The organism is Sodalis sp. RH22, from assembly GCF_047324165.1.
In the GTDB taxonomy this organism is placed as follows: domain Bacteria; phylum Pseudomonadota; class Gammaproteobacteria; order Enterobacterales; family Enterobacteriaceae; genus Acerihabitans.
This window is the reverse complement of the sequence record NZ_CP178731.1, coordinates 1,582,987-1,607,660: the sequence shown is the minus strand read 5'-3', so window position 1 is coordinate 1,607,660 and position 24,674 is coordinate 1,582,987. Positions and strand designations below refer to the sequence as shown.

The 24,674-nt window shown below is 56.7% G+C and carries 23 protein-coding genes; 19 read left to right on the top strand and 4 right to left on the bottom strand.

Annotated elements, in window-relative coordinates; all coding sequences use genetic code 11:
• Positions 1 to 29 precede the first annotated feature (29 nt).
• The gene (locus tag ACL2XN_RS07305) at positions 30 to 824 is read right to left on the bottom strand and encodes a mannosyl-3-phosphoglycerate phosphatase-related protein (RefSeq protein ID WP_410015428.1); all 795 of its coding nucleotides are present in this window, start codon (positions 822 to 824) and stop codon (positions 30 to 32) included.
• 522 nt (positions 825 to 1,346) lie between these two features.
• Positions 1,347 to 1,580 carry a DUF2525 domain-containing protein gene (locus ACL2XN_RS07300; RefSeq protein ID WP_410015427.1) on the bottom strand — a complete coding sequence of 78 codons (234 nt, stop codon included), beginning with the start codon at positions 1,578 to 1,580 and terminating at the stop codon, positions 1,347 to 1,349.
• 182 nt (positions 1,581 to 1,762) lie between these two features.
• Here ACL2XN_RS07300 and dsrB point away from each other — a divergent pair, with 182 nt between their 5' ends.
• Positions 1,763 to 1,960 (top strand): protein DsrB, encoded by a 198-nt coding sequence (gene dsrB, locus ACL2XN_RS07295; protein WP_410015426.1) that lies wholly within the window; start codon positions 1,763 to 1,765, stop codon positions 1,958 to 1,960.
• Positions 1,961 to 2,045: 85 nt separating this feature from the next.
• Here the strand turns inward: dsrB and rcsA are convergent, their stop codons facing one another.
• On the bottom strand, positions 2,046 to 2,681 hold the full coding sequence (rcsA, locus tag ACL2XN_RS07290; RefSeq protein WP_410015425.1) for a transcriptional regulator RcsA: 636 nt from the start codon (positions 2,679 to 2,681) through the stop codon (positions 2,046 to 2,048).
• 455 nt (positions 2,682 to 3,136) lie between these two features.
• Here rcsA and ACL2XN_RS07285 point away from each other — a divergent pair, with 455 nt between their 5' ends.
• The 18 genes from ACL2XN_RS07285 to ACL2XN_RS07200 all read left to right on the top strand — a co-directional run bounded on the left by ACL2XN_RS07285 (position 3,137) and on the right by ACL2XN_RS07200 (position 24,238).
• Entirely contained in the window at positions 3,137 to 3,394 is a 258-nt protein-coding gene (locus tag ACL2XN_RS07285; protein WP_410015424.1) for a hypothetical protein, read from the top strand.
• A gap of 260 nt (positions 3,395 to 3,654) precedes the next feature.
• Positions 3,655 to 4,452, top strand: coding sequence for a trehalose-phosphatase (otsB, locus tag ACL2XN_RS07280; RefSeq protein WP_413730954.1), 798 nt, complete (start codon positions 3,655 to 3,657; stop codon positions 4,450 to 4,452).
• Positions 4,449 to 5,831 carry an alpha,alpha-trehalose-phosphate synthase gene (gene otsA / locus ACL2XN_RS07275; protein ID WP_410015422.1) on the top strand — a complete coding sequence of 461 codons (1,383 nt, stop codon included), beginning with the start codon at positions 4,449 to 4,451 and terminating at the stop codon, positions 5,829 to 5,831. Before otsB ends, otsA begins: the two co-directional genes overlap by 4 nt.
• 1,122 nt (positions 5,832 to 6,953) lie before the next feature.
• Positions 6,954 to 7,304, top strand: coding sequence for a flagellar transcriptional regulator FlhD (gene flhD, locus ACL2XN_RS07270; protein ID WP_410015421.1), 351 nt, complete (start codon positions 6,954 to 6,956; stop codon positions 7,302 to 7,304).
• A 2-nt stretch (positions 7,305 to 7,306) separates the two neighbouring features.
• Entirely contained in the window at positions 7,307 to 7,888 is a 582-nt protein-coding gene (gene flhC, locus ACL2XN_RS07265; protein WP_410015420.1) for a flagellar transcriptional regulator FlhC, read from the top strand.
• A 125-nt stretch (positions 7,889 to 8,013) separates the two neighbouring features.
• Positions 8,014 to 8,904 carry a flagellar motor stator protein MotA gene (gene motA / locus ACL2XN_RS07260; RefSeq protein ID WP_410015419.1) on the top strand — a complete coding sequence of 297 codons (891 nt, stop codon included), beginning with the start codon at positions 8,014 to 8,016 and terminating at the stop codon, positions 8,902 to 8,904.
• Positions 8,901 to 10,070, top strand: coding sequence for a flagellar motor protein MotB (gene motB, locus ACL2XN_RS07255; RefSeq protein ID WP_413730566.1), 1,170 nt, complete (start codon positions 8,901 to 8,903; stop codon positions 10,068 to 10,070). The genes motA and motB overlap by 4 nt, the downstream gene beginning before the upstream one ends.
• 10 nt (positions 10,071 to 10,080) lie before the next feature.
• Positions 10,081 to 12,138 carry a chemotaxis protein CheA gene (gene cheA / locus ACL2XN_RS07250; RefSeq protein WP_413730953.1) on the top strand — a complete coding sequence of 686 codons (2,058 nt, stop codon included), beginning with the start codon at positions 10,081 to 10,083 and terminating at the stop codon, positions 12,136 to 12,138.
• Between the two features lie 38 nt (positions 12,139 to 12,176).
• Entirely contained in the window at positions 12,177 to 12,674 is a 498-nt protein-coding gene (cheW, locus tag ACL2XN_RS07245) for a chemotaxis protein CheW (protein WP_410015417.1), read from the top strand.
• Between the two features lie 1,205 nt (positions 12,675 to 13,879).
• Complete coding sequence (locus ACL2XN_RS07240; RefSeq protein ID WP_413722605.1) at positions 13,880 to 15,550, top strand: methyl-accepting chemotaxis protein; 1,671 nt, start codon at positions 13,880 to 13,882, stop codon at positions 15,548 to 15,550.
• 40 nt (positions 15,551 to 15,590) lie between these two features.
• The gene (locus tag ACL2XN_RS07235) at positions 15,591 to 17,210 is read left to right on the top strand and encodes a methyl-accepting chemotaxis protein (protein ID WP_410016567.1); all 1,620 of its coding nucleotides are present in this window, start codon (positions 15,591 to 15,593) and stop codon (positions 17,208 to 17,210) included.
• Between the two features lie 34 nt (positions 17,211 to 17,244).
• Entirely contained in the window at positions 17,245 to 18,105 is an 861-nt protein-coding gene (cheR, locus tag ACL2XN_RS07230) for a protein-glutamate O-methyltransferase CheR (protein WP_410015415.1), read from the top strand.
• Positions 18,102 to 19,148: a chemotaxis response regulator protein-glutamate methylesterase gene (locus ACL2XN_RS07225; protein WP_410015414.1), complete on the top strand. Its 1,047-nt coding sequence runs from the start codon at positions 18,102 to 18,104 to the stop codon at positions 19,146 to 19,148. The genes cheR and ACL2XN_RS07225 overlap by 4 nt, the downstream gene beginning before the upstream one ends.
• Before the next feature lie 40 nt (positions 19,149 to 19,188).
• The gene (gene cheY / locus ACL2XN_RS07220) at positions 19,189 to 19,578 is read left to right on the top strand and encodes a chemotaxis response regulator CheY (RefSeq protein ID WP_410015413.1); all 390 of its coding nucleotides are present in this window, start codon (positions 19,189 to 19,191) and stop codon (positions 19,576 to 19,578) included.
• Between the two features lie 12 nt (positions 19,579 to 19,590).
• A complete protein-coding gene (gene cheZ, locus ACL2XN_RS07215; RefSeq protein ID WP_413722606.1) occupies positions 19,591 to 20,232 on the top strand; it encodes a protein phosphatase CheZ in 642 nt (213 codons plus the stop codon).
• Between the two features lie 148 nt (positions 20,233 to 20,380).
• Positions 20,381 to 21,523, top strand: a complete 1,143-nt coding sequence (flhB, locus tag ACL2XN_RS07210; protein ID WP_413730565.1) for a flagellar biosynthesis protein FlhB — start codon at positions 20,381 to 20,383, stop codon at positions 21,521 to 21,523.
• Position 21,524: 1 nt separating this feature from the next.
• Complete coding sequence (flhA, locus tag ACL2XN_RS07205) at positions 21,525 to 23,612, top strand: flagellar biosynthesis protein FlhA (RefSeq protein ID WP_413730564.1); 2,088 nt, start codon at positions 21,525 to 21,527, stop codon at positions 23,610 to 23,612.
• On the top strand, positions 23,609 to 24,238 hold the full coding sequence (locus ACL2XN_RS07200) for a flagellar protein FlhE (RefSeq protein WP_410015409.1): 630 nt from the start codon (positions 23,609 to 23,611) through the stop codon (positions 24,236 to 24,238). The genes flhA and ACL2XN_RS07200 overlap by 4 nt, the downstream gene beginning before the upstream one ends.
• Here ACL2XN_RS07200 and ACL2XN_RS07195 read toward each other — a convergent pair.
• Positions 24,228 to 24,671 carry a flagella synthesis protein FlgN gene (locus tag ACL2XN_RS07195; RefSeq protein WP_413722609.1) on the bottom strand — a complete coding sequence of 148 codons (444 nt, stop codon included), beginning with the start codon at positions 24,669 to 24,671 and terminating at the stop codon, positions 24,228 to 24,230. The genes ACL2XN_RS07200 and ACL2XN_RS07195 overlap by 11 nt on opposite strands.
• Positions 24,672 to 24,674 lie beyond the last annotated feature (3 nt).

Here is a 24,674-nt window from a genome sequence, read left to right as displayed (position 1 = left end):
TTTTTCTTAAAATTGTTATCCGACTCTGATTAAGCCGAGGTAATAAAATAATCCATCCCTTCGCACCAGCCTTCCGGTCCATAGGCGTTGGTGCGATAAACATACCGCTGCTGCGGGCTGACGGTGACCGGCGTTTTCGTGTAACCCCGAATGATGACCGCATAGTCCACCGCGTCCAGCAGCGAAATATCGTTTGGCCCGTCGCCCAGGCCTATGGATTGCCACGGGCGGCCGTCCTGCTGACGATAGTGCTGCAAAAGCCGGCGCACCGCGGCGCCTTTGCTGCTGCCTTGCGACATCACGTGATAAAACCGTCCTCCCTGGGTCACCGCCAGGCCCTCCTTGGCCAGGAGGTCGGTAAAGTCGCGCAGCCGCTCGTCGCTTTCACGCCAGATAAAGGCCTCCGAGGCCTGCCGACGCTGCGCCAGCAGCGCGTCCTGGGCGGATAACCCGGTCCATTCGCCGACCAGCTTCTCATCAACGTCGCCGAAGCCGAAGAATTTGAAACCGTATTCCTGCCGCAGCCGTTCCATCGCTGCGCGTACCGCGGCATAGTCCTGTCCCATGATCCTGCCGGACAGTTCGCCGTCAAGCTGTAACAACGCGCCGTTTTCGGCAATAAATGGCGTTCCCGACAGCCCCATGCTCTCTTGCAGCGGCACAATCTCGGCGGTGGTCTTGCTTGAGCAAAACACCACGGGGATATGATGGGCCTTAAGCCTATCAAGCCAGGGCGCGGCAGGTTGCCAACTGTAGGTATGATGGTCGAGCAGCGACCCGTCCAAATCGGTTATGACCACTAACGGGTCGGTGAGACTTGGCATGTTTTTCCCGCCTTTTTGACAGTTGCGACAATGGGCTGACGTCATCTTATAAAACTGAGTATATACGAAGGATTGCCGCGGAAGCGGCAAATGTTCGCCGGATTCGGGTCAAGCTAATCGTGCCGATGTGCTGTAAAGCAGCATTTTTCCTAAAGTATAATTAAGAATAATCCTAAAAAATAGCGCGTAATACCGGCTGGGCCAGCGTGGAAAAATTGGGCGCAAAATCTAATTATTTTTAATAATCATATGAAATTAAACAATTATTATCGGGGATGCCAGGTGTTTTTCATCGTGACGACCCTTTTTGGCGCGGTTGTGGCGCGTAATGCGATAGAGTAGCAACCATTATGTTACTTGCCAAATTAAGTGATGCCGCTACTATGGGCGGGTAATTTGATTTCCTAGTGTAACGAACTTTAAAATTCCTTATGCACCCCGCAAAGGAATATGCTTTTTTTCGCCCGGCCTGATCGGCCGGGGTCTTTTTCTGTGTTTATCGCTGCCGCCAGGCCGCCATGGTCACCGATTGACTTCTGCCACGGTATAATCGCGTATATCCAGGTCATAGGCTTCCGCCAGGGCGCCGTAGGTGTTAAATTCGCGCCCGTCGGCCGTGACCATATGGGCGTGTTCATTGCTCTGGTGTTCATGTATTTCCCCTTGCGCCGCCTCCCTGACCGCCTGTAGCAACGCATCCACGTCTATACTTATTTCTCGCTGCAGCTGTTCATTGAATTCTTTGGCAAAGGCCATGATGTTTCCCCTCTGTGAAGACCAGCAAAAACGTGCCTGTTAAGTATAGCTTTTGCCGCGGGTTTGGATCGCCTTGCGTACGTTGGCCGGGGTGGAATAAATGTCCCGGCCGATCGGGTACGGGCTGACTGGACGGGGTGTTTTATACTAAACTAGCTATCGGGCATATTTAGAGGTAAGTCATGAAATTACACGATCGGGTGACGGTGAAAACCGATGGCGGGCCACGGCGTAAAGGCAAAATCCAGGCCATAGAAGAATTCAGCGAAGGGGTGATGTATCTGGTGGCGTTGGATGATTATCCTACGGCCATTTGGTTTTTTAACGAGACCAGCCATCCTGACGGCATTTTTGTTGAACCCTTGCTGGAGGAGCGCTAGTACGACGTAAAAAAACGGTATCAGGCGGCGCCCTGATACCGAAAAGCCCCCGCGCGCCCAGGCATTAAAGCGACGGGGCCTGTGGTCAGCGTACGTTAACGTAGATGCCGTTGGTCACGGTGTCTGTCAGCCGCACGACGTGATAAATCACCTGCTTGTTATGAGTCTTGATTTTCCGCTTGATATTGCCTTTATGCGAAGAGACCGTCTTGGCCTTGATCTGCATGCGGTCCGATATCTGGATGGTGTCGTGACCGGACATCCACATGCGCAGCATATTGGATTCGGTCTGGCTTAACCGCACCGGGTTCAAATCCACCGGCGACTTGTGGGCGCCGTCATCCAGGCATTTATGTTTATTGCAGCCCGTAAGCAGCGAATTGAGCGTCTCGGGCTTAATCGATTTTGAGGTGATAATCAGGTTTTTACGCACAAACAGATAATCTTCAAAATGGATGTTGGTCATTGCCATAAAAATGAAAAACAGCGTATCGGGATGCTGGGTAATGATCTTTTTGATTCTATCCGTCGCATCCGGTTCATGGATAAAACACTCTTCATTCACAAAAACCACATCAGGCTTCACGCGCGTGCATTTTGTCTGCAACTGGCCGATATCAGCTACGATATTGATATTGCGCTTTTTTACACCGGTATCCGTCAAAAATCCGGTAAGACCAAGGCGGGTATAGCTGCATGAATCCATGATGATCGTTGGCATAGCGCACCCTCATTTAATTTGATTATCTGTTTTTAGCAACGATAAAATGCTTCTTATTGGCCTGTAGATTTCATAAAGCTTCACAGTTACCTAATGTTTTAACAACAATTCACAATTAAGTTCAACGATATTTTTTTGAGACCCCTCTCCCAAAAGTGAATCGATAAATTTGACTTAAGTCTAACGATGCACCGTTCAAGGCAGGTAACGCTTTTGCTGGCCGCCACGCGAAGGAACTGCGCACGTTTTGCCAAGCGGCAGGCGCTTCCGTTTAAAGGCAAGCGGTTTGTTCGGAAAATGATATTACAAATTAGTCAAAATAAACATAAGAAAAATTCATGGACTTTTTTGTATGATTTTTTATGTTCATGGCGGTTGACAATATGACGCCGATCTATGGCTATTTCAGATTTTTTCTATTAATAATTAATGGTTTAAGTGATGTGTGCGTATAAATGAAACTGATTATCGTTTATATTTGTCTGATTTTTGAGCAAAATGCCTTTTTTTTAGCCTTATACGTCAAGGCGTATTTAACTTTATATACAATTTTTGACTTTTCCGGGCCGCTTTTACCGCATTTAGGCCAGCAGAGACGCTATCATGAAATGGAACCTATCTATAACGTTGAAGTATTGCCTGCCATTGCTTGGCCGGGCGGGGCGTTTGCCGCCATTTATGACAGATCAAAAATTATTGTCTATACTAACTAAAGTGTTCACTGCCGCCCGAAGGACAGGTGGGACAGAAAGCATGCCTTACCGGCCATGCAAAAGCGTTTTCTTTGCGCCTTATGTTCCGCGATAACGCCAGCGCAGTTTCAAGGAGAACGACGATTTTAAAATTCACCTCAATGCTTCTCACTCCTTTGTTACCGCTTACCACTTGTCATCCGGGCTGCGCTAATGCGCTGTAGCGCAACCACTTATCCAGCGATGCGCCCGGAATGCTGCTCGCTCGCGGTAACAGGAGGATAACAGGTATGACAGACAGTGATTCGCTACCCCCGATACCCTTGGACACCTTCGCCTGTTTTTTTGATGTGGACGGCACCCTGGCTCCCATTGAAAAACGGCCCGAATTAGTGTCCATCCCCGATAATATCAAACAGACTTTATATGCCATCTCCAGCGTCGGCGGGGGCGCCGTGGCGCTGGTATCGGGCCGCTCCTTAACGGAACTCGACGCCCTCTGCGCGCCCCTGCATGGCCCTGCGGCCGGCGTGCACGGCGCAGAACGCCGGGACGCGCGCGGAGAAATCCACCGCACCGACTTATCGCCGGAGCTGGCGATGAAGCTTGAACGGGAACTGACGCAGGCCATCGCCGCATTTCCCGGCTGCCATGTTGAAGCAAAAGGCATGGCCTATGCCTTGCATTATCGCCAGGCGCCGCAATATCAAGACGCGATCATGGCGGTGGCTGAAACCTTTGCCCGCCGTTATGCGGAACTGGCCCTGCAGCCGGGCAAATGCGTCGTGGAGCTCAAGCCGAAGGGCGTCGACAAAGGCGCCGCCATCCAGGCGTTTATGCAGGAAAGCCCTTTTGCCGGAAGAACGCCGCTGTTTATCGGCGACGACTTGACGGACGAAGCCGGATTTATCCAGGTCAACGCCCTGAACGGCATCTCAATAAAGGTCGGACCGGGCGCTACCGCGGCGCGTTATCATTTGGACGATGTGGGGCACGTTCATCTTTGGCTATTGTCATTGCTTAAACAACAAGATAATTATTCTATTAAAACCAAAAGCTCGGTTGGGGAGGATTTATGAGTCGCTTAATAGTAGTATCGAACCGTATTGCGGCTATGGAAGGTAAAAAAGAAAGCGCGGGCGGCCTGGCCGTCGGCATTATGGATTCGCTGAAGGACGCGGGCGGCTTGTGGTTCGGCTGGAACGGCAAAATCAGCGAAGAAGAGCTTCCTTTGGAGAAACACCAGCAGGACAACATTACGTTTGCTGCGTTCACATTGAACCAAAGCGAATATGACCAATATTATCTCAATTTTTCCAATACCGTTATCTGGCCGGCGTTTCATTACCGCCTGGACCTGGTGCAATACCAGCGTGAGGATTATGACGGTTATTGCCATGTTAACGAGAAGCTGGCGGGACGTTTGCAGCCTCTCGTGGAAGACGACGATATCCTGTGGATCCATGATTATCATCTGTTACCCTTCGCCGCCGCCTGCCGCAAGCTGGGCATGACCAATCGCATTGGTTTTTTCCTGCATATCCCGTTCCCGACCTCGGAAATATTCAATGCCTTGCCGCCGCGAAAAGAATTGTTGGAAATGCTGTGCGAATATGATCTCATCGGTTTCCAGGCGGAAACCGACCGTTTGGCCTTTATTGAAAACCTGTCGCTGGTGACCGACGTGGAGCAACTGGATGAAGACCGCTTTGCCGCCTATGGCAAATCGGTCACGGTGCGCGTGTATCCCATAGGCGTGGAACCGGACAGTATCCGTGAACTGGCGGAAGGGGCGCTGCCGCCTAAGCTTGCGCATCTGCGGGATAAAATGAACGGCAAGCTGATTATCAGCGTGGATCGCCTGGATTATTCCAAAGGTTTGCCGGAGCGATTCCAGGCCTTCGAGACCCTGCTTGAGAACTATCCACAGCACCGCGGCAATATACGTTTTTTCCAGATAGCGCCCACTTCGCGCGGCGACGTCCAGGCCTACCAGGATATTCGTCACGAACTGGAGACGGAAGCCGGCAGGATTAACGGCCATTTCTCAACGCTGGAATGGACCCCGTTATTCTATCTTAACCAGCATTATGAACGCAGCCTGCTGATGAAGATTTTCCGTCATTGCGAAGTCGGCCTGGTCACCCCGCTGCGCGACGGGATGAACCTGGTGGCGAAAGAGTATGTCGCCTCACAGGATCCCGCCAATCCGGGCGTACTGATTCTTTCCCGTTTTGCCGGGGCCGCCAACGAGCTTACCTCGGCGTTGCTGGTGAATCCTTATGACCGCGACGGTGTCGCCGCCGCCCTGGATAAAGCGCTCTGTATGCCGCTGGAAGAGCGCATTTCTCGCCATGCGGAAATGATGAAGGTGATTAATAAAAATGACATCGTACACTGGCGTCAATCGTTCCTGAACGACTTAAAAGCCGTTCCGGCCACCACGGCGGCGCACTAAAGCCTATCGTCCCGTACCCGCCGCCGCGCCCTTACGCTGGCCGGGGGCGGAGGGAACGGCATAGGTCCCGGCCAGCGGGACGCTTGCCCCGGGGTCCGTGACATAGCCCTGCTCAACGTATCGCCGCCGTAAACCCGGACCGGAATTACGGCGGCATTTTTGTAGCTGTATGATAACGTTATGCGTTATCACCCTTATTTTCCCTAACGGACGTGGACATAAATACCCGTCGCGGCGTTGCAAATCCCCTGGTATAAAAAACGATCTAAAATAAAGAGTTACTGCATATTTTGCGAATATTTTGATCAGTTTTATCTCAAGTTTTGAATAAGTATGCCGATGATAATCATACATGGCTATTTTGGGTTGTGGGCATGCCCTCATCCTTTTAACAGCCACATAAATGTTTACGTATCATTTCCCTCCCCAATCTCATTCCTTCCATTGTTAACATTCCACTGTAAAATCGTTCATTTTTAATACAAAAGAATCTGACCCTGACGGGCAAAAGCCGTTGGTATGTTTCAATAATGTTATTGATGTATCCATGACGTTTATCCTGGAAAAACAGCATTAATACTGATGAATTTAATTTTAAAAGATATTTTAGGGTGCGAATTTGTTTTTTCGAATGATATTCTGTCAAAATCAATATGATCAGATGAATCCGCTGATTGTGCGGGGATTTTTGCTAAAAATTTGTTGCAATCTTTTTTTGTGTTCATTTTTTGATCAGCAATCACATCAGACCAGTAGCAATTCTGATCAAGTAAGCTAAATTTCTGTGATCTAGATCACACTTTATCTAAAATTTGCCCAGGGGTAGATTGTATGAACGACAGAATCGGCGTTAGAGTTGCGGCGCAATTAGGAATAATCTCACTAAATTGTAAAAATGTTTCACGGAAGAAACCTTAATGATTCATGTTAATTTTGGGCATATTTTACACCAAGAATATTTAACGGTACGGCTTTTATAATTAGCCGCTTCGATTACCGGACAATTTAAGTATGTACGGTATCGTTGATTTCATTAGCCACCCAGGGGAAAAATCCCCGGATACCGGGCGATATTTTATCACCCAAGTTATGTTTTTAAACATAGTCTAGAGGGATGGGAAAATGAATACGAGTGAAATACGTAAACATGTTTACGATATAAATTTATCATATTTATTATTGGCGCAGCGTTTGATCAACCAGGAAAAAGCGTCGGCAATGTTTCGGCTGGGGATTAACGATACCATGGCCGATGTTTTACTGAAACTGACCTTGCCGCAAATGGTTAAACTGGCCGAAACGAATCAGCTATTGTGCCTGTTTCGTTTTGACGATCACCAAACCATTACGCAATTAACGCAGGATTCCCGCGTGGACGAATTACAGCAAATCCACACCGGCATATTGCTATCCAGTCAACTACAGGAACGGCTGGCGGCAAAAGACAACCATCTGCCTAAGAAAAGGGCATAGCGATGGCCGGCAAAAGTATTGTCCAGGAAGCGAAGGATATTCAGCTGGCTATGGAGCTGATTACGTTGGGCGCCCGGTTGCAAATGTTGGAAAGCGAAACGCAGCTTAGTCGCGGTCGACTGATCAAATTGTACAAGGAGCTGCGCGGCAGTCCTCCGCCCAAGGGTATGCTGCCGTTCTCAACCGATTGGTTCATGACCTGGGAACAGAACATTCATTCGTCGATGTTTTACAATATTTTCCAGGTGTTGCTGCAAAACGGGCAATGCACCGGTGTTGAAGCGGTGATCAGGGCCTACCGGTTATACCTTGAGCAGTGTCCCCAGCAGGACGGTGAACAGCCGATACTGGCGCTGACCCGCGCCTGGACCCTGGTGCGGTTTGTCGAAAGCGGCATGCTGCAGCTAACCCCGTGCAGCCACTGCCATGGCCACTTTATCACTTACGCTCATCAGCCCATTTACGGGTTTGTCTGCAGTTTGTGCCAGCCGCCGTCCCGGGCGGTAAAAAGACGTAAACTTTTGCCGGTAGCGGCCGATATCAATACCAAGCTGCTGGATGAGCAGGCGCAGCATGCGGTGTGATGGGCAATCCTAACGGATGACGACATCCACGACGATATCCTGGCATAAGCTTGCCAAGACTGTCGTCGTTCGGTTTCCCGGATGTGCTGCGTGCAGGCCGACATCTTTTTACCGGGAGAACGGATGTGTTAGTGATAGTGGGATACCTTGTGGTAATGGGCGCCGTATTTGGCGGTTATGCCTTAGTCGGCGGCCATCTGGGCGCGCTGTATCAACCTGCCGAGTTTCTTATGATTGGCGGCGCTGGCCTTGGCGCCTTTATTGTCGGCAATAACGGCAAAGCGATCAGATTGACAATAAAGGCCTTCCCGCAGTTATTTCGTGGCTCTAAATATAACAAATCCCTCTATATGGACCTCATGGCATTATTATTCCGTTTAATGGCCAAGGCGCGCCAGCACGGAATGCTGGTACTGGAATTTGATATCGATTCCCCCAATGAGAGCGACATCTTTAAACTCTATCCGCGTATTCTTGCCGACAAACATCTGATGGACTTTATTACGGATTATTTACGCCTGATGATCGGCGGCAATATGAACGCGTTTGAAATTGAAACGCTGATGGATGAGGAAATCGAAACTTATGAGCATGAATGCGATATACCGGCCAGCAGTCTGGGGCAGGTAGGCGATTCGCTGCCGGCCTTCGGTATTGTCGCCGCGGTTATGGGGGTGGTGCATGCCCTTTCCGCAGCGGACCGCTCGGCCGTTGAGCTGGGTGCGATGATAGCTGAGGCCATGGTAGGTACCTTTTTAGGCATACTGCTGGCTTATGGTTTTGTCTCGCCGTTGGCGTCGCTGCTGCGGCAAAAGAAAGATGAAAGCACCAAAATGATGCAATGCATCAAAATTACTCTGCTCTCCAGTATCCATGGCTATGCGCCGCAAATCGCCGTGGAGTTTGGGCGAAAAACGCTGTTCTCCGCCGAGCGCCCGTCGTTCAGCGAACTGGAGGCGCATGTCAGGTTGGCCAGGGAACCGATTAAACAGCAGCCGGTGGAAGAGGATGCATGAAAAACCAGCCGATCATCGTGGTACGCAAACGGCGTGGGTCCAAACGCCATGCCGAGCACGGCGGCTCCTGGAAAATCGCCTATGCCGACTTCATGACCGCCATGATGGCGTTCTTCCTGGTGATGTGGCTGCTGGCCATCGCCACGCCAAAGGAGCGGGTTTCCATCGCCGAGTATTTCCGCACCCCCCTGAGCGTGGCGCTGACCGGCGGCAATCGCAGCAGTTCGGATACCAGTCCCATCCCCGGCGGCGGCGCGGATCCGACGCGTCAGCAGGGCGATGTGCATAAGAACATTAACGATCTGTTGGACAAGCTGGAAAAGAAACGGCTGAACAAGCTGCGCGAACGTCTGGACCAGCTTATTGAATCCGATCCGCGCCTGCGGGTGCTGCGTCCCCAGTTGCTTATCAATCTGGTGGACGAGGGGCTGCGTATCCAGATCCTCGATAGCCAGAACCGGCCGATGTTTGAAACCGGCAGCGCGCGGGTGGAACCCTATATGCGGGATGTGCTGCGCGGTATCGCGCCGATCCTCAATGATATTCCCAATAAAATCAGCATATCGGGGCATACCGACGCCGCCCCCTACGCCAATGGCGAACGCGGCTACAGTAACTGGGAATTATCGGCTGAACGCGCCAACGCGTCCAGGCGGGAACTTATCACCGGCGGGCTGTCGGAAGGCAAAATCCTGCGGGTGGTGGGCATGGCCGCCACCATGAGCCTTGCGCCGCAGCAGCCCGACGCGGCGATTAACCGCCGCATCAGCCTGCTGGTGCTGAATAAGCAAACGGAACTGAGCATTGCACATGAAAACGTGCAAAGCCAGGGGATGGAAATCAATAACTCGAAAGGATTAACGCAGCAGCCGTCATTTAAGGACGCTACCGATACGCCGCCGGTTCCGGACCCGGCGACGCCGGGAACACCGGAATCGACGCCAGTGAAACCCGCGGCGCCGCCAGCGGCAGGGGAGCCGGCGGTAATCCCGCCAGGAACCGCGGAACCTGTGCCGTCCACCGCCCGGCAGACCAATGCCGGCGTCAACGCGGCGCCGGCGAGTTCATCATCCGGGGGACCGGCCGCAGCCCCGGCTACTTTGCCATCCGGGGCCTCCGTTCCGGCTGCCTCGCCGTTTAACGAACGTGATTCACAGCAGAGGTGATTTCGTGAGCATGGAATTAAGCGCTTTTTACCAAACTTTTTTTGATGAAGCCGCCGAACTGCTGGCGGATATGGAACAGCACCTGCTGGTACTGGATCCGCAAAATCCGGATAGCGAACAGCTGAATGCGATTTTCCGCGCCGCCCATTCGATTAAAGGCGGGGCGGGAACCTTCGGTTTTACGGTATTGCAGGAAACCACGCATTTGCTGGAGAACCTTCTGGACGAGGCGCGGCGGGGGGAGATGTCCCTCAGCACGGAGATTGTTAACCTGTTTTTGGAAACCAAAGATATCATGCAGGATCAATTAGATGCCTACAAAACGGCTCAGGAGCCTGATGCGGCAAGCTTTGCTTATATCTGCGAAGCGCTGCGCCAGCTGGCTTTGGAAGCTAAAGGCGCCGTTGCGCCGGCCGACGGCGCCGTCGCACAGGCGGTGGACAATGTCCAGCAGGACGCGGCGCCGCGTCCCGGTCAAACGGCCGCGGCGGATGCTGCGCTGCGCATACGGCTTAGCGGCCTTAAAGCCAGTGAAATTCCGCTGATGCTTGAGGAACTGGGCAATCTCGGCACGGTGCTGGCTCATGAGGAAACGCCCGACGGCCTGAGCGCCAGCCTGCAAACCACGGTGAGCGAGGATGACATCTGCGCAGTGCTGTGTTTTGTGCTGGATGCCGATCAGATTCATTTTGACGCCGAGCCCGACGCCGCGACCGTAGCCGAAGCCCCCGAAGCCCCCGATGCCAACCCGTTGCCGGCCGCCGCCGGCCAGGCCCAGGTCGGCGAAATCGCGCACGCCGGCCACGCCGACAATGTCACGCCCATCAACGCCGCGGGCGCGCCGGCCAGACAGGCCGATACCGGCGCGGCACGAGTCAAACCCGCTGATACCAGTATCCGGGTGGCGGTAGAGAAAGTGGACCAGTTGATCAATCTGGTCGGCGAACTCGTGATTACGCAGTCCATGATTGCCCAGCGCGCCGGCGCGCTGGATCCGGTGGAACATAGCGATTTAATGATCAGCATGGGGCAATTGGAACGCAATGCCCGCGATCTGCAGGAATCGGTGATGTCGATCCGCATGATGCCGATGGAGTATGTCTTTAACCGTTTCCCGCGCCTGGTGCGGGATCTCGCCGCCAAGCTGGATAAGCAGGTGGAGCTGACGCTTGAGGGCAGTTCAACCGAGCTGGATAAGAGCCTGATCGAACGTATTATCGATCCGTTGACCCATTTGGTGCGCAATAGTCTCGATCACGGGATTGAGTCGCCGGATATCCGTACGGCGCTCGGCAAGCCGGCCGTCGGCAACCTGCAGCTGCGCGCCGAGCATCAGGGGGGCAACATTTGTATCGAGGTGATCGACGATGGCGCCGGCCTTAACCGCGAAAGAATTCTGGCCAAAGCGTTGTCCCAGGGACTGCCGGTGAGCGACAGCATGACCGACGAAGAAGTGGGCATGTTGATTTTCGCGCCGGGATTTTCCACCGCCGAACAGGTGACCGATGTTTCCGGACGCGGGGTGGGCATGGATGTGGTGAAACGCAACATTCAGGCGATGGGCGGCCATGTGGATATTTTGTCCCAGGCCGGCAAAGGCACCACCATCCGCATCCTGCTGCCCCTGACGCTGGCGATCCTGGACGGTATGTCGGTACGGGTAAACCAGGATGTGTTTATCCTGCCGCTGAATACCGTGATGGAGTCGTTGCAGCCGCAGGCGGACGATTTGCACCCGCTTGCCGGCGGCGAGCAGGTCTTGCAGGTGCGCGGCGAATACCTGCCGCTGGTGGAAATGCACCATTTGTTTGATATCAACGGCGCCAAGACCGATCCGACCCAGGGCATCGTGGTGATCCTGCAAAGCGCGGGGCGACGTTATGCCCTGCTGGTGGATCAGCTTATCGGCCAGCATCAGGTGGTGGTGAAAAACCTGGAAAGCAATTATCGCAAGGTACCGGGAATTTCCGCCGCCACCATTCTTGGCGATGGCAGCGTGGCGCTGATTATCGATGTGTCCGCACTACAGGCCCTGAACCGTAGTAAACGGTTGGCCGGTGCTGCTTAATTTATCTTATTTAGCCGACTGATTAAAAGGTGAAAACCATGGCAGGACTTGCAAGCGTCACCGCGCTGAACGGAGAAACCGTGGGTCAGGAGTTTCTGATCTTTACGCTGGGCGATGAAGAATATGGTATTGATATCCTGAAGGTACAGGAGATCCGCGGTTATGATCAGGTGACGCGGATCGCTAATACGCCGGCTTTTATCAAAGGCGTTACCAATCTGCGCGGCGTGATTGTGCCGATATTGGATCTGCGCATTAAGTTCGCGCAGTCGGATGTTATGTACAATGACAATACGGTCGTGATTGTGCTGAACCTGTACCAGCGGGTGGTGGGCATTGTTGTCGACGGCGTTTCCGACGTGCTGTCGTTGACCGCCGAGCAGATCCGCCCGGCGCCGGAATTTGCCGTGACCCTGGCGACTGAGTATTTGACGGGCCTGGGGTCGCTGGGCGAACGGATGCTTATCCTGGTGGATATTGAGCGGTTGTTGAATAGCGAGGAAATGGCGCTGGTGGATAGCGTCGCCATGGCGTAAATAAGCCCCATAGGCACGCTCTCCCTTGAACACGTCTGCTTTAAGCGCGGTGTTGGCGGGCATACCGTGCCATGGGGCGCTCGGTCGGGCAGGAAAATCACGCCCGATTCGACCCCAGTGGCACGCTCTCCCTTGAACACGTCTGCTTTAAGCGCGGTGGTGGCGGGCATACCGCGCCATGGGGCGCTCGGTCGGGCGGGAAAATCACGCCCGATTCGACCCCATTGGCACGCTCTCCCTTGAACACGTCTGCTTTAAGCGCGGTGGTGGCGGGCATACCGCGCCATGGGGCGCTCGGTCGGGCGGGAAAATCACGCCCGATTCGACCCCATCGGCACGCTCTCCCTTTAACACGATTGCTTTAGGCCCGGTGCTGGCGGGCATACCGCGCCATGGGGCGCTCGGTCGGGCAGGAAAATCACGCCCGATTCGACCCCATTGGCACGCTCTCCCTTGAACACGTCTGCTTTAAGCGCGGTGGTGGCGGGCATACCGTGCCATGGGGCGCTCGGTCGGGCAGGAAAATCACGCCCGATTCGACCTCATAGGCACGCTCTCCCTTTAACACGATTGCTTTAGGCCCGGTGCTGGCGGGCATACCGCGCCATGGGGCGCTCGGTCGGGCGGGAAAATCACGCCCGATTCGACCCCATTGGCACGTTCTCCCTTGAACACGTCTGCTTTAAGCGCGGTGGTGGCGGGCATACCGCGCCATGGGGCGCTCGGTCGGGCGGGAAAATCACGCCCGATTCGACCCCATTGGCACGCTCTCCCTTGAACACGTCTGCTTTAAGCGCGGTGTTGGCGGGCATACCGTGCCATGGGGCGCTCGGTCGGGCGGGAAAATCACGCCCGATTCGACCCCATTGGCACGCTCTCCCTTTAACACGATTGCTTTAGGTTTGGTGCTGGCGGGCATACCGTGCCATGGGGCCTCGGTTGGGCAGGAACACCATGCCCAATTCGACCCCATCGGCACGCTCTCCCTTTAACACGTTTGTTTTAGGCCCGGTGCTGGCGGGCATACCGTGCCATGGGGCGCTCGGTTGGGCAGGCCAATTCGACCCCATTGGCACGCTATTCCTTGAACAGGCTCGGTTTGGTACTGGGTGCTCGCGGGCCTGGCGCTAATTTCTGACGATAGCGGTAAAGTTTGGCGGTTGCCTGCCGATACAATTAGCACCAGTTGTAGTGGGAAAACAGGCATGTTTAACCGAATAAGAGTAGTGACCGGCTTAGTTCTTGTGTTGATAATTTTTTGTTTATTACAACTCTCCTCCGGAGGCGTGTTTTATCATTCGCTGAAACAAGATCAGCACTATTTTGGCGTGTATCAGAATCTGCGTAAGCAGCAAACCGCGCTGAGCGCCAGTTGGGTTGCCCTGGTCCAGACCCGTAATACCCTTAACCGGGCTGCGGTGCGTTACCTGATGGACGAGAATAAAATGGGCAGCGGCGCAACGGTGACCGAATTATTATCCGAAGCGGTGGGGACCCTGCGGCGTTCGGAGCAGACCTTCGGTAATTTCATGGCGATGCCGCGCGAGGAAGGGCAGGACGAGGCCAATATTCAGGCCATGAAACAGCGCTATGATGCCCTGCACTCCGCATTGGCCGAGCTCAATACCCAATTGAGCAACGGCAATATCGTTGATTTTTACGCGCAGCCTACCCAGGCGGTGCAAAATAATTTCGAGGATACCTATAGCCGTTACCTGGCCGGGAATATCCGCCTCTATAACGACGCGGTGGACATGAACCAGCAGTCCTATAACCAGTCCCTCGGCGTGCTGGGCGGTGTTCTGGTCATTTTTATTCTGATTTCCCTGTTGGTGTGGGTCGGCATCCGCCGCATCCTGCTGCATCCGCTGCGCTATCTGATAAGCCATATCCGCGGTATCGCCGCGGGCGATCTTACCCAGGCGCTGACATTAAACAGCCGTAATGAAATGGGCATGCTGGCGGAGAGCCTGCGGGATATGCAGCATGCGCTGACTGGCACCGTGCATACCGTGCGCCAAAGCGCCGACGCCATTTACAGCGGCGCCGGCGAAATCGCCGCCGGCAATAACGATTTGTCCGCGCGCACCGAGCAGCAGGCGTCGGCGCTGGAGGAAACGGCCGCCAGCATGGAGCAGTTGACCGCCACGGTGAAACAGAACGCCGAGAATGCCCGTCAGGCGCGGCAACTGGCTCTGAGCGCGTCGGAAACCGCGCAAAAGGGCGGCAAGGTGGTGGATAACGTGGTCACTACCATGCATGAAATTGCCGGAAGCTCGCAGAAGATAGCCGATATTACTGGTGTTATCGACGGCATTGCTTTCCAGACCAATATCCTGGCCCTGAACGCGGCGGTAGAGGCGGCGCGCGCCGGGGAGCAGGGGCGCGGATTCGCAGTGGTGGCGGGCGAGGTGCGCAGTCTGGCGCAGCGCAGCGCCCAGGCGGCGAAGGAAATCAAGGGACTGATTGACGATTCGGTTAATCGTGTCGACGTGGGTTCGGCGCTGGTGGAAAGCGCCGGCGAAACTATGTCGGAGATTGTCGACGCGGTGACACGCGTGACCGATATCATGGGCGAAATTTCTTCCGCGTCCGATGAGCAAAGCCACGGTATCGACCAGGTGGGCGAGGCGGTGGCGGAAATGGATCGCACCACGCAGCAGAATGCCGCCCTGGTGCAGCAGTCGGCCCAGGCCGCTGCTCAACTGGAAGCGCAGGCCGGCCTGTTGACCCAGGCCGTGTCGGTATTCCGGCTGGAGACGGCGGCGGCGCCCGCGACGGAAAAGGCGGTGGTCCCTGTGCCGCAAACGCCCTCGTCCGCGACGGCAAAAAAAACCACGGAAAGCACGTCGCAGGAAAATTGGGAAACCTTCTAACTACGCATTATATAAGCCACACACCGGCATGAGGTTAATGATGTTAACGCGTATACGGATTTCCACCAGCCTGATCATGATTGTTTTGATCTTTGGCCTGATGCAGCTGGTCAGCAGCGGACTCTCGTTTGAAAATTTCAGGCGCAGCAGCGAGAACTTTCATCAGGTAGAGGCGGACAACCTGAAACGTAACTCGCTAAGCATGAGCTGGTCGGAGATGCTGCAAACCCGTAATTCCCTGAACCGGGCGGCAACGCGTTTTGCGTCTTATACGCCGCTTGAGCAGATCCTGCCCCTGATGGCGGACGCCAAAAAAAGGCTGAGCCATGGGGAAGCGGTGTTTAAGGAATTCAACGCCTATCCGGCGGACAACGAAGCGGAGCAGGCGCTGCGCGTCAAGACCGTGAAGAGTTTCAAGGAATTCGACCAGGCGATGCATGAGGCGATAGAGATGCTGGACAACGGTAATGTCCAGGCCTTTATGGGCCAGCCCACGCAGAAGTTCCAGGATGCGTTCGAACTGCAGTACAACGCCTATATGACCCAGCTTTCCGGGGTGATTGGCGAAGCCAGCGAGGCAAATCGCATCGCCTATGGCCGTTCGGGCTGGATGCTGGGGCTGATGACCGGCATGACCGCGCTGCTGACGCTGGTGGCCCTGCTGTGGCTGAAACGTATGCTGCTGCGGCCGCTGGCCGTAATGAGCGGCCATTTCAACGCCATTGCCGGCGGCGACTTGGGTAACCGTATCGAGGTCAGCGGACGCAACGAAATCAGCCAGCTGTTTCATCAGTTGGAGACGATGCGCGATGAACTGGCGCAAACGGTGATGACCGTACGCCAGGGCACCGATGCCATGCTTAGCGGCATCCAGGAAATCGCCAGCGGCAATAACGACCTGTCGTCACGTACCGAACAACAGGCTGCGGCGCTTGAGGAAACGGCCAGCAGCATGGAGCAGCTGACCTCGACGGTGAAGCAGAACGCCGAAAATGCCCGCCAGGCCAGCAAACTGGCCAGCGATGCATCCAGCACCGCGCAAAAAGGCGGCACGCTGACCGGCAACGTGGTTAAACGCATGGCCGATATCGCCGTAAGCTCGCGCAAAATCAGCGATATCACAAGCGTGATAGACGGCATAGCCTTCCAGACCAATATACTGGCGCTGAACGCTGCGGTGGAAGCCGCACGCGCGGGCGAGCAGGGCCGCGGGTTCGCGGTGGTGGCGGGCGAGGTGCGCAGCCTGGCGCAGCGCAGCGCCCAGGCGGCCAAAGAGATCAAGGGGTTGATTGACGAGTCGGCGACCCGGGTACAGCAGGGATCAGAGCTGGTGGCCTCCGCCGGTGAAACCATGGATGAAATCGTGCGTTCGGTGGCCCGTGTCACCGATATCATGGGTGAAATCGCCTCGGCGTCGGATGAGCAAAGCCGGGGCATTGAACAGGTCGCCACCGCCGTCAATCAAATGGACGCGGCAACCCAGCAGAATGCGTCTCTGGTGGAACAATCAGCCGCCGCCGGCCATGCGCTGGAATCACAGGCGGAAGCATTAATGCAGGCGGTACGGGTATTCAGGCTAACGCAGCATGAGCTGCAGGAAAACCAGGATGAACCATTGGCTTCAGACCTCAGCACCCGGCAACTCGGGTCCATAACCTAACGCCAAACGCAAGCGCGGCGCAGCGAGAAACCCTATGTCAAACCAAGCTGAAATTGCCGCAAAATGGTCTAACTGGGCACAACAGGTGCCCTTATCCGATGTGCATTTCCAGCGCATCTGCCAATTGATCTACCAGCGGGCCGGCCTTGTGCTGGCCAGCCATAAGCGGGAGATGGTGTATAACCGCCTGGTCAGGCGGCTGCGTACGCTGAATATAGCGGACTTCGGCACCTATCTGGCGCTGCTGGATGCCGATGTCAAGGGGCCGGAGTGGGAGATATTCGTCAATGCGCTGACGACCAATCTGACGGCCTTTTTCCGTGAACAGCACCATTTTCCGGTATTGGCGCGGCACGCCAAGGAGCGGCCGGGACCCTACAGCGTCTGGAGCACCGCGGCTTCCACCGGCGAGGAGCCTTATTCCATCGCCATGACGCTGATGGAAACCCTGACGGGTTCGCTGGCGCAGGTGTCGGTTATCGGCAGCGATATCAATACCCAGGTGTTGGACAAAGCCCGCGCCGGCGTGTACCGCCATGAAGAACTGCGCGGGCTGAGCACCGTGCAGCGGCAGCGGTTCTTTCTGCGCGGCACCGGTCCCCATGACGGGCTGGCGCGGGTCAGGCCCGAACTGAACGCCATGGTGCGGTTTCAGTACCTGAACCTGCTGGCGGCAGAGTGGGCGTTGCCCGGGCCTTTCGACGCGATATTTTGCCGTAATGTAATGATTTATTTTGATAAGGAGACGCAGGAGCGCATTTTGCGCCGCTTCGCGCCGTTGCTGAAGCCCGGCGGGTTGCTGTTTGCCGGCCATTCGGAAAATTTTAGTCAGATAAGCCAGGATTTCAAGCTGCGCGGACAAACGGTCTATCAGCTTACTAAGGAAAGAATATGAGAAAAATCAGAGTGCTTTGCGTAGATGATTCCGCGCTGATGCGCCAATTAATGACTGAAATCATTAATGGTTTTCCCGATATGGAAGTGGTGGCCACCGCGCCCGATCCGCTGGTGGCCCGCGATCTGATTAAAAAATTAAACCCGGAAGTGCTGACGCTGGATGTGGAAATGCCGCGCATGGACGGGCTGGATTTCCTGGAAAAACTGATGCGCCTGCGGCCGATGCCGGTGGTGATGGTGTCGTCACTGACCGGGCGCGGCTCGGAAATCACCCTGCGGGCTTTGGAGCTGGGGGCGATTGATTTTGTGACCAAACCCCAGACCGGCCTGCGCGACGGCATGCTGGCCTATAGCGAAGCCATTGCCGAGAAGATCCGCACCGCCTCCCGCGCCAGGCTGCCGCAGCGGCGCTCGACCGATGCCGCGCCGATCATCCATGTCCCGCTGCTGAGCAGCGAGAAGCTGATTGCCATCGGCGCGTCCACCGGCGGAACGGAGGCGATCCGCCACGTTCTGGAGCCGTTGCCGGCCAATAGCCCGGCGCTGCTGATTACCCAGCATATGCCGCCGGGATTTACCCGCTCCTTTGCCGAACGGTTGAACAAGCTTTGCCAGATAACGGTAAAGGAAGCCGAGGACGGCGAGCGGATATTGCCGGGGCACGCCTACATCGCACCCGGGGCCCGGCATATGGAGCTGGCCCGCAGCGGCGCCAACTACCAGATCCGGCTGCATGACGGCGAGCCGGTCAACCGGCACCGCCCATCGGTGGACGTCCTGTTTCATTCGGTGGCGCAATTCGCCGGGCGCAACGCCGTCGGGGTGATCCTGACCGGCATGGGCAATGACGGCGCCGCCGGCATGCTGGCGATGCGCAACGCCGGCGCCTATACCCTGGCGCAGGACGAGTCCAGCTGCGTGGTGTTCGGCATGCCGCGCGAGGCGATTGCCATGGGCGCCAGCAACGAAACCGTGCCGCTGCATCAGATGAGCCAGAGAATGATGGCGCAAATCAGCAGCGGTCAGGCATTACGTATTTAGCGGCCCGCGAGCGGGTTACATGTTAATAACAGGAGTAGGTATGGCGGACAAAGAACTCAGGTTTCTGGTGGTGGACGATTTCGCGACAATGCGTCGCATCGTCCGTAACCTGCTAAAGGAACTTGGCTTTAACAATGTGGACGAAGCCGAGGATGGCGTCGACGCTCTCACCAAGCTGCGCGCCAACAAGATTGATTTTGTCATTTCCGATTGGAATATGCCGAATATGGATGGACTGGCCCTGCTGCAGAATATCCGCGCCGATGGCGCGATGGCCGCGCTGCCGGTGCTGATGGTGACCGCGGAAGCCAAGAAGGAAAATATCATTGCCGCCGCGCAGGCGGGTGCCAGCGGCTATGTGGTTAAGCCGTTTACCGCGGCGACACTGGAAGAAAAGCTTAATAAGATCTTCGAAAAGCTGGGGATGTAATCAGGAGGGGATATGAATAATACACCGACCATGCCGAATGTTAACGCCACCGCCACGGATATCATCTCCCGTATCGGACAATTGACGCGTATGCTGCGCGACAGCCTGAAGGAACTGGGCCTCGACCAGGCCATCGCCCAGGCCGCCGAAGCCATCCCCGACGCCCGCGACCGGCTGGATTATGTGGTGCAGATGACCGCCCAGGCGGCTGAGCGCGCGCTGAACTGCGTCGAGGCGGCGCAACCACGGCAGACCGCCATGGAACGTGGCGCCAAGGGGCTGACCACCCGTTGGGACCAGTGGTTCGACAGCCCCATTGAGCTGGCCGACGCGCGCGAGCTGGTGACCGATACCCGGCACTACCTGGCCGAGGTGCCCGGCCATACCGCCTTTACCCATGCCCAATTGCTGGAGATCATGATGGCGCAGGACTTCCAGGATCTGACCGGCCAGGTGATCAAGCGCATGATGGATGTGATCCAGGAAATAGAAAAGCAGCTGCTGATGGTGTTGCTGGAAAACATGCCAGAGCCGGCGAAGGGCAAACGCGCCAGCGACGGCCTGCTCAACGGCCCGCAGCTTGATCACAGCGTCGACGGCGTGGTGGCCAACCAGGGCCAGGTGGACGACCTGCTCGACAGCCTCGGTTTTTAAATCCTTTCTCCCGGCCCGGACCGTCGTCCGGGCTACGCCTATGCGCCAAATAACCGTCGCTTTAACGCGCTGTTCCCGCCATCGGTCCGGGCGTAATTTGTCATGCTGGTAAGATAATGCCCATGGCAAAACGCATTCGGGAACAGTGATGGCGGAAGACAGCGATCAGGAAAAAAACGAGGCCCCCACCGCCCACCGGTTGGATAAGGCTCGTGAAGAGGGACAGATCCCCCGATCGCGTGAATTAACCTCGGTATTGATGTTGGTGACCGGGCTGGCCGTGTTATGGATGGGCGGCGAGCCGCTGGCGCGTCAGCTGGCGGCGATGCTGGCCCAGGGATTGCGCTTTGACCACGGTATTATCAGCGACGACCGGCAAATCCTGTTCCAGGTGGAATCGCTTATCGGCCAAACCGTCTGGGCGCTGCTGCCGGTGTTTGCCGGACTGGTGGTGATGGCGCTGGTAGCGCCGTCGCTGCTGGGCGGGGTGATGTTTAATCCCGGCTCGATAAAATTTGATTTAAAAAAACTTAATCCGCTGCCGGGCCTGAAACGGGTGGTATCCGCCCAGTCGCTGTCGGAGCTGTTCAAGGCCATTCTGAAAGCGTTGCTGGCGGGGTGGGTCACCGGCTGGTTCCTGTGGCATAACTGGCCGCGCATGCTGCATCTGGTGCTGGAATCGCCGATCGCGGCGCTGGGAGATGCCCTGGGCCTGATCGCCACCTGCGCGCTGATGGTTATCCTGTCATTTATTCCCATCGTGGCGTTCGACGCCTTTTGGCAACTGTGGAGCCATATCAAGAAGCTGCGCATGACCCGCCAGGAAATCCGCGACGAGTTCAAGGACCAGGAAGGGGACCCGCACGTCAAAAACCATATTCGCCAGCAGCAGCGCGCCATGTCGCGCCGGCGCATGATGCGCGACGTGCCGGCGGCGGACGTTATCATCACCAACCCGACCCATTACGCCGTCGCGCTGCGTTATGAAGACAGTAAAATGAGCGCGCCGAAGGTGGTGGCCAAAGGCGCCGGCGACATCGCCATGCGCATCCGCGCGCTGGGGGAAACCCATCATGTGCCGATGCTGGAGGCGCCGTCGCTGGCCCGCGCGCTTTACCGGCACAGCGACATCGGCGAGGCCATTCCGGCCCAATTGTACGCGGCGGTGGCCGAGGTGCTGGCCTGGGTTTACCAGCTCAAGCGCTGGCGCAGCCAGGGCGGCCTGATTCCGAAAAAACCTGAACATTTACCGGTGCCGGCGGCACTGGATTTTGCCCACGAGAAAGAGTGATATGGCCAATCTGGTAGCATTATTACGTTTGCCTTCGAATTTCAAGACTATCCAATGGCAGATCCTGGCCGGGCCGGTATTGATTCTCATGATCCTGTCGATGATGGTGCTGCCGTTGCCGGCCCTGGTGCTGGATCTGCTGTTTACCTTTAATATCGCCCTGTCGATCATGGTGCTGCTGGTGGCGATGTTTACCCGCAAAACCCTCGAGTTCGCGGCCTTTCCCACCATCCTGCTGTTTTCCACGCTGCTCAGGCTGTCCCTGAACATCGCCTCGACGCGCATCATCCTGCTGCACGGCCATTCCGGCACCGCGGCGGCGGGCCGTGTCATCGAGGCGTTTGGCCATTTCCTGGTGGGGGGCAATTTCGCCATCGGTATCGTGGTGTTTATTATCCTGGTGGTGATCAACTTTATGGTGATCACCAAGGGGGCGGGACGTATCGCCGAAGTCGGGGCGCGTTTCGTGCTCGACGGCATGCCTGGCAAACAAATGGCCATCGACGCCGACCTCAACGCCGGCCTGATCGGCGAGGAGGAGGCCAAGTCCCGGCGCAGCGAAGTGACCCAGGAAGCGGATTTCTACGGCTCCATGGACGGGGCCAGTAAATTTGTGCGCGGCGACGCCATCGCCGGCCTGATGATCATGGTGATCAATGTGATCGGCGGGCTGCTGGTGGGCATGATCCAGCACGGCATGAGCCTGGGCAACGCGGCGGAAAGTTATACCCTGCTGACCATCGGCGACGGCCTGGTGGCGCAGATCCCGGCGCTGGTGATCTCCACCGCCGCGGGCGTTATCGTCACCCGCGTGGGCAGCAACGAGGACGTCGGCCAGCAAATGGTCGGCCAGCTGTTCAATAATCCGCGGGTGATGCTGCTGAGCGCCTGCGTGCTGGGGCTGCTCGGGCTGGTTCCCGGTATGCCCAACCTGGTGTTTTTATTCTTTACCGCCATGCTGCTGGGACTGGCCTGGTGGCTGCGTGGCAAGACCATGGACGGTCCCGCGGCCGATGCGCCGCCCGCGGTGGCGCAGCAGGAAAACGCCTTCGCCAAGGAAGCCAGCTGGAGCGATGTGCAGCTGGAGGATCCGTTGGGCATGGAGGTGGGGTACCGTCTGATCCCCATGGTGGATTTCCAGCAGAACGGCGAGCTGTTGGGCCGTATCCGCAGTATCCGCAAAAAATTCGCCCAGGAAACCGGTTATCTCCCGCCGGTGGTGCATATCCGCGATAACCTGGAGCTGCAGCCCGCCAGTTACCGTATCCTGCTGAAAGGCGTTGAAATGGGGCGCGGCGAAGCCTACCCCGGTCGCTGGATGGCGATTAATCCCGGCGGCGCGGCGGGAGAACTGGCCGGCGACGTGACCCGCGATCCGGCGTTCGGCCTGCCGGCGGTCTGGATTGACAGCGCCCTGAAAGAGCAGGCGCAGATACAAGGCTACACCGTGGTCGAGGCCAGTACGGTGGTGGCCACCCATCTCAACCATCTGATCGGCATCCATGCCAGCGAATTGCTGGGCCGTCAGGAGACGCAGCAGTTGCTGGAACGCGTTACCCAGGAAATGCCGAAACTGACCGAAGACTTTATTCCCGGCACCCTGTCGCTGACGATTTTCCATAAGGTATTGCAAAACCTGCTGGCGGAAAGCGTGCCGATCCGCGATATGCGCACTATTATCGAAACCCTGGTCGAACATGCCCCGGTACAAAAAGATCCGGTGGAGCTGACGGTCGTGGTGCGGGTGGCTCTGGGACGGGCCATTACCCAGCGCTGGTTTCCGGGCGACAGCGAAATCCAGGTCATCGGCCTGGATCTGGCGCTGGAGCGCGTCCTGCTGCAGGCGTTGCAAAGCGGCGGCGGGCTGGAGCCGGGCATGGCGGATCGCGTACTGGCCCAGGCCAGGGACGTACTGGCGCAGCAGGAAAACCTGAACGCGCCGCCGGTATTGCTGGTCAACCATAGCCTGCGCCCGCTGCTGGCGCGCTTTTTGCGCCGCACCTTGCCGCAGATGGCGGTGCTCTCTAACCTGGAGGTCAGCGACCAGCGGCAAATCCGCATGACCTCCATGCTGGGCGCCACCCAGTGACCGGGCGGCGGCAGCGAATCAGGCGTCGTCCGCTGGCGGGGTATCTGATTGCGGGCGCGCTAACCGGCCTGGCGCCGCTGGCCGCCGCCATGCCCGCACTGGGCAATGGCGTGCCGGCCGCCGGGGCGGCGCTTGGCGTCAGCGCGCGAGTGGTGGCGCCGGGGGGCGGTACGGGCCCTGTCCGTATGCCGCCTGCGGATCTTGCCGCGCGGCGCGCGGCGCCGGACGCCCCCGCGGGTTTTGGCCATCAGATCAAGGGCGGCGCGCAGGGAGGATGGCAGGGGACAGGGCAAATGCTGGTGCTTTCCCAGCGCGGCAGCGCCAAAAGCAGCCCGCCGATGCGCCCCTTCGCGCCTTTACCGGCCGGGGTGCGCGTCACGTCGATCAACTGGCGGATAGAAACCGGGCGGCCATTGCCGTCACAGGTTGTTCTGGCGCTCTGCATGCCGGGGAAATGTGTTTATCTGGACGGCCTGGCCGGGCGCAGCGACGCCATGGCTGGCCAGCCCGCGGACAATCCGGTGACGCTATTGATACAAGTCGCTGGGCGCGGGGTGATAAATCAACCGCTGATAGTAAACCGCTACCAGGTGCTGGTGAATTACCAGGGAGACATTAAACGCTGAATTTGCGCCCGAGCGCGCTGCCGCCCAGGGCCTGGCCGTCGGGGCCGTACATGCGGCGCTGGGTTTGATATTCATCCAATACCGATAATACCTGATCGTTATGCTTAAGGTGCTGCGCCAGCAATAAACCGTTACGGTAGTTATTGCGGCTGAGATCTTCCGTCAGGCGCGTGATGGCCAGCCAAATCCGGTGCAGGCCGGGATGCGGCTCATAAGGAGGATTGCCGGCGTCGCTGGCTTGCGCCTGCTGCTGGCGGTGGTGATCCACATACTGCAGGGTGGTTAACTGCTCGTTTTTGTTTTCCGTCACCCGGTGCAGCAACGCCGTATTCACCTGGCCGGCGCTCAATAAACGCTGTTCTTCCACCAAGGTCAGTTCCAATTGCTGCAAAATACCCAGCATCCGGGCGCAGATCTGTTCCAGTTCGTTCATGGC